Genomic DNA, 6,016 nt, shown 5'->3' on the forward strand with positions numbered 1-6,016 from the left:
TAGAAAATGAAAGTCAAAAGTCCCTTTCTCAAAGAACAGTTCTTAAAAAGATATCTATACATTATTGCTTTAATAATGGGCAGTTTTCTTGAAGGGCAAACCATAAATATTGCCGGAACCAGCTGGACAGCCAGTGTACCTACCATTACAGAAGCTGGAAATAACTATACCGGAACTTATGACAATCCCAGTCTGTTAACATTATCAGGTTTTTTACCTGGTTCTTTTCTAAATTTACTGGGCAGCTCCGGAGCTAAAATCAGTATGCAGCATGTTCCAACTTCCTGGAACAGTTCTCTGAAACTTTATGCAAAAAGGAGTGGAGGAACGGCAACAATCAATGGTCTTTGTGTACTGTGTACAGCAACTATTAACGGTGGCCTTAGTTATATTGAAATACCACAAGCCACGGCCGTAACACTTTCAACAATTACCTTTAGTGGTGTTTTAGGCGTTGGCAACAGTGTAAATTATTCTGCTATTAGTGTACAATTGGAAATAGGTGGAGTTTCTGTGACGATTCCTGCTGCAGCTTATAGTACACAAGTCGTTTTTACCATAGGAGCAAATTAAAAAATACGTCAAAGCCATCCAGATCCTTACACCATAATTAATTCAACAATTTCTCTAAAGAAATATTCAGTTCATTTCTATCTATAAAAACAATCCTTTTCAAAATCAGAAAAGGATTGTTTTTTTATGCTATTTAAAATTAATTAATGCTTGGCCCACCAAAGAGGAGTCAGCACAGCATCAGCACCACCAAGTAATTGTACAGCCTTATCATATCCGGGCTGGTCTGTATTTCTGAAAGTACTTGGATATCTTAATCTTTGAGGGAAATTCTGAATAGAATTCGTCATATAATTCCCTGAAGTCAGATTAGGAAGATTTACCAATGGTGTTTCTATTGCTGGATTTTCAAAAAATGGTAACCCAAGTCTTCTCTGATCGCTCCACGATTCTAACGGTAGCCAGGGCATATTGGCAATATATTTCTGGGTAATAATCTTTGTTAGTTTATCATTCTTTACCGATCCATTCTTATAAATGGTATTCACAGGGTATTTAATGTCTACAGAAACCAAGTTCCCGGTTACAGGATCTTTATATTTCATTGTATGGCTCACTCCAGGTTCTGTAATATGACCATAGGAAACAGAAGTTCCATCACGATTATAATCTGTTGAAGTAATATATTGTCCATAGAATTGTGAAACTCCATTATAAACAAAACTTTCCTGAATTCCCTTATTATAGGCAGCTTCATCACTCATTGGAACCGACCAGCCTTTCAATGCAGCTTCCGCCAAAAGGAAATAGGTTTCCCAGCTTGCAAAAAATATTCTTGAATTCTTACTTTCGCGATACTGCTTACCCAAAGCCGGCATACATCCTACAACATTTCTCAATCCGTTTCTCTGTCCTTTTACTCCCCAATTTCCAATGGTGTAGGCATTCCAGGTATTGACTGTGTTTACTGTTATTGTCGAATTATCTGTAAACGTAAGATCTCCATGATTGGTAGTTGCCTGATTGGTATAAGTAGGATATAATGAATAAACCGGACTTGTAAGATCTCCTGGAATATAGAACGTTTTATACGCTCTCGGATCGATTTTATTGGGTAAACCATCCAACCAATAGCCTGCACTTGGATCGTTGGTCATTGTTGTAAACTGCTGATCATATTTTATTCCAATATAGTCAGATGCTTTAACCGCTGTATGCTGAGCTGCAGGTAATTGGTCTGTGGAACTTACTCCTCCCAAACCAACGTATAAATTATTAAGTGTTCCTGACAATATTTGGGAGTTCCATTCTCTTGACATTACCCCTGTTAAGGCATCCCATCCCGGTTTTTCAGCAACTGTAAAATTATCTGCACTTGTAGCGATAAACTTATTTGAATTAGCCGCTGCTTCAAATTCTGTTTTTGCTTTTGAAGGATCTACTTCAGCGATTCTCATGGCAATCCTCATCCTCATAGAGTTGGCATACTTTACCCATTGAGCCCAATTAAACCCATAAACCATATCATAGGCATTAGCATTTGAGGGTGCTCCTTGGTTGGTATCCATTTTTGCGGCGGCATCTTTTAATTCTTCTAAAATAAAATAATACACTTCTTTTTCAGAATTAAAAGTAGGATTCGTTCCCTGAAAAGCCTGAATAGGTTGTGGTCCGAAATTATCCGAAAATTCGCTCATTAAATAAGCTCTCCAAATTCTGGAAACCTGAATGATATTGTCATAATAAGGTTTTCCTTGCCCGATTGATTTTTTTTCATTCGCTAATTGAATAGCCGCATTCGCATTATTAAGCCAATCTGAAGCATATTTCCAATATTCGGAAGTCCAGGAATCATCGTAGGTTCCACCCGCAATTCCTGTTGTTAAATGCTGTCTGGATGCCGTTTTCCAATATAAAACAAAAACACGTTCTGCAATATTAGGATCTTGCTGAGCACCGAGAATTGAGTTGTTTAATAAATATTCAGGTTCTGCTTTATTAGAGTCTACAGCAAACGGATTATTATTGATGTCTTCAAAATCATTACATGAAGCACATACTAAACCGATGGTAAAAAATGATAAGATATATTTTTTCATTGAGTCAGTTTTTAATTAAAAGCCTAAAGTGATTGTAAATAAATAAGATCTTGAAGTAGGAAAAGCAAGGTTTTCAAATCCTGTAGCATTAGAATTAATGGCGAATACAGATTCCGGATCAATTCCTTTTGCTTTACTGTAGATCATCCATACATTATTGGCCGTAAAAGCAACTTTAGCACTCTGTAGAGCCAATTTTTGGAAAATACTTTTAGGGAAATTATACGTCAACTGAATATTTCTTAAACGAATATTGGTAGCATCATAAATATTTTGTTCTGTAATTCCTAAATTTCCAGCTGTTACAGCTCCCCAATAATCCTGTTGAGTGATCTCTTTGGTATTTGCTGTATAACCGCCGCTTCCCTGTACTACTGCATCCAAAATCATATTATCACGTTTTCCTCCAGGTGCAGTGTCCGCAGCAAGTCCATTCGCTTGTAATGCTGCTTGTGTTGCAGAGAAAAATTTTCCTCCGATTCTGCCGTCAATTAAAAATGAAAGTCCGATATTTTTATATACAAAGCTGTTGGTAAAACCAAACAAAGCCCTCGGAGTCTGATCTCCAAGATAGTATTGATCAGGAGTAGCCTGTGGTAATCCGTTTTGATCCACAATCAATTTTCCGTAATGAGCGCTGCTGGTATCTTCTACTCTCAGAAATTTCGTTCCATAAATTGCTCCATAAGGTTTTCCCACTTCAGCGAAGAAGGCAACGTTATCAAAACCTGCTAAAGGATATTTTGAAATATTTCCGTCAATTTTATCGATGTTACTTTTTAAAGTTGACAAATTAGCATTTACATTCCATGCAAAACTCTCCTTCTTTACAATATCTGTATTCAATACGAATTCAAATCCTTTATTATGCAGTCCGCCTGAATTAATCATCATTCTTTCATATCCGGAAAGTGGATTTATCGGAATAGCTATAAGCTGATCAGTTGCATTATTATTGAAATAACTTATATCCAGAGACACTCTGTCAAAAAACTTCATATCTGCACCGACTTCAAAAGTTTTAAGTTTTTCTGCATGTAAATTTGAATTAAAAAGTATTTTATTTCTTGCAAGTACAATATGTCCGTTTGGATCAGTGGAAGCAATATAGGTGTTGTACAAGCTTTGAGGAGGTAAAGAGTTCCCTACAACGGCATAGGCAGCACGAAGCTTAGCAAATGTCAAAACATTCGAACTCGTTCCATTTAATTTCTTCAGCATATCCGTTACAACTAATGAGGTACTCACAGAAGAATAAAAATAAGATCTGTTATCAATATTCAATGTAGAGGACCAGTCATTTCTTGCGGTAGCATTCAGAAACCAATATCCGTCATAATTAATCTCAGCAGCAGCAAATACTGAATTAATTTTTTTCCACATATCAACTTCAGTTGTTGTAATAGAGGCAAGATCACTCGTATTATTTGTGCTGAAAACGTTGGCAAGAATAAGATTTTGTGTGGAAAAATAGAGTGCTTTATCCCTGCTTTCCATCATCTGCCCATACACAGAAAGCGATCCTCCCCATTTGCCTATAATATTGTCTTTTTTAGCATTCAGACTTATGATATAATTGTTCTCATAAAACTTTTCCTGACCGGTAGAATAAGAATTATTACGGGAAGATCCTGTCCAAACCCTTGCATCCGTATTTAAAGAATAGAAATCTGTTCCTAATCTTACGTCTGCACTCAGCCAATTATTAAATTGATATTTGAGATAACCGTTTAATAAAAACCTATCTTTTTTATCAGCATTCAATGCATTATAAGCAGTCCAATAGGGGTTAATTCCATTTGAAGTGATCCAGCGTGAAGTAACCTCATTTTGCATCTGCCCATTACGATAATCTCTTACATCAATATTTTGAGGCATCAGAAGGATTGTTGGATAGTAATTTCCATCACCTCGTCCTCCGGAAGGTCTATTTGTTCCTTTAATACTCATATACTGGGCTTTCACCTCACTCGTCCATCTTTTATGAGCTCCAAAATTAGAATTCATTTTAGCCATAAAATTGAACCTTTCGTATTTTGAATTAGGAATCTGACTATTACTATTTAAATAATTAGCAGAAGTGTACAAGCTTGACCCTTCGCCTAAGTTCTCCTGAAAGCTCAGTGTATGTTGTGAATTTGTTCCTGTCTTAAAAAAGTTTTTTAAGTTATCATAAATCGTCATATTTGATCCCTCAAAAGCGGGTCCCCAAGAAGTGGTATTGTCAACTCCAGCAGGATTGGATAAACCATTACTACCTTGTGCAAAACTATGTTGCAAATCAGGTTTCATAAAAATATTTTCGAAACCTAAGCTTGTAGAATAGGTAATTCCTAATCCCCCTTTTCTTTTACCGGTTTTTGTTGTAATCACAATAACTCCATTTCCCCCTCTGGAACCATAAAGAGCAGAAGCTGCCCCACCTTTTAAAACAGAAAGACTTTCAATATCATCCGGGTTAATATCACTTAAACCATTTCCCATATCAAGATCCGGATTCCAGAAATCATTATTAAAGTCTTTTCCATTCTGTCTAACCTTTGATCCCAGGCTATTACTTAGCGGAACTCCATCCACGACAATAAGAGGCTGATTATCCCCAGTAAAAGAATTAAAACCTCGCAGATTAATTTTGGAGGAAGAACCGGGTCCAAAACTTCCTTTAATTACTTGTAATCCGGCAACCTTTCCTACCAATGCATTCGTCATATTATTTTCTTTGGCATCAACAAGGGTTTGGCCTTTTACATCTTGGAAAGAATATCCAAGAGCTTTTTTTTCTTTTTTTACACCATAAGCTGTCACAACTACTTCGTCAATCTTTGACGTTTTAGTTGAATCACTTTGTGCATACAATCCATAGAAACAGAATAAGGATTGGAGCAGCCCAACCTTAAAAATGGTTTTTTTCATAAAAATTAGATTTGGTATATACTTAATAATATCACTGGATATTTTAACAAATAAACGCAATTCTTATTAAATTAATATACAATCATTAATTATTTATGTTAAATACATTAATAAAAGCAATCTAATATTTCTAAAGCTTATGATACTTAAACGATTAAGTAAAATTCAAAATTTGGTTAGCCATAATTTAGTATCTGGTAACTGAAAAAAGGGATAAAATAGAATATGTATTGTTAGACTCCTACGGAGTGACAATAGTGTTGGGGTAAAGATGAGTAATGGGTAATAAGTAATGATAGCATACGTTGGATATTACTCATTACTGATTGCTTATTACTCATTATTGATGTTGGGTTGGGATTTGTTAGGGTTAGGGTATACAACAAAAAAAATCCTTTATCTGATGATAAAGGATTTTTAAAAATAAAATAAAAACTGGCGGCGGCCTACTCTCCCGCGTTAGCAGTACCATCGGCGCTGGTGGGCTTAAC

The 6,016-nt window shown here is 35.8% G+C and carries 3 protein-coding genes; 1 reads left to right on the forward strand and 2 read right to left on the reverse strand.

Annotation, left to right across the window (positions count from 1 at the left end):
- Nucleotides 1-6 precede the first annotated feature (6 nt).
- Complete coding sequence (locus CQ022_RS13005) at nt 7-573, forward strand: hypothetical protein (RefSeq protein ID WP_105681771.1); 567 nt, start codon at nt 7-9, stop codon at nt 571-573.
- A gap of 143 nt (nt 574-716) precedes the next feature.
- Here CQ022_RS13005 and CQ022_RS13010 read toward each other — a convergent pair whose 3' ends face one another.
- Both CQ022_RS13010 and CQ022_RS13015 read right to left on the reverse strand, forming a co-directional pair.
- Complete coding sequence (locus CQ022_RS13010; RefSeq protein WP_105681772.1) at nt 717-2,612, reverse strand: SusD/RagB family nutrient-binding outer membrane lipoprotein; 1,896 nt, start codon at nt 2,610-2,612, stop codon at nt 717-719.
- A 15-nt stretch (nt 2,613-2,627) separates the two neighbouring features.
- Nucleotides 2,628-5,525, reverse strand: coding sequence for a SusC/RagA family TonB-linked outer membrane protein (locus CQ022_RS13015; protein WP_105681773.1), 2,898 nt, complete (start codon nt 5,523-5,525; stop codon nt 2,628-2,630).
- Nucleotides 5,526-6,016 lie beyond the last annotated feature (491 nt).

The organism is Chryseobacterium culicis (assembly GCF_002979755.1).
In the GTDB taxonomy this organism is placed as follows: Bacteria; Bacteroidota; Bacteroidia; order Flavobacteriales; family Weeksellaceae; genus Chryseobacterium; species Chryseobacterium culicis_A.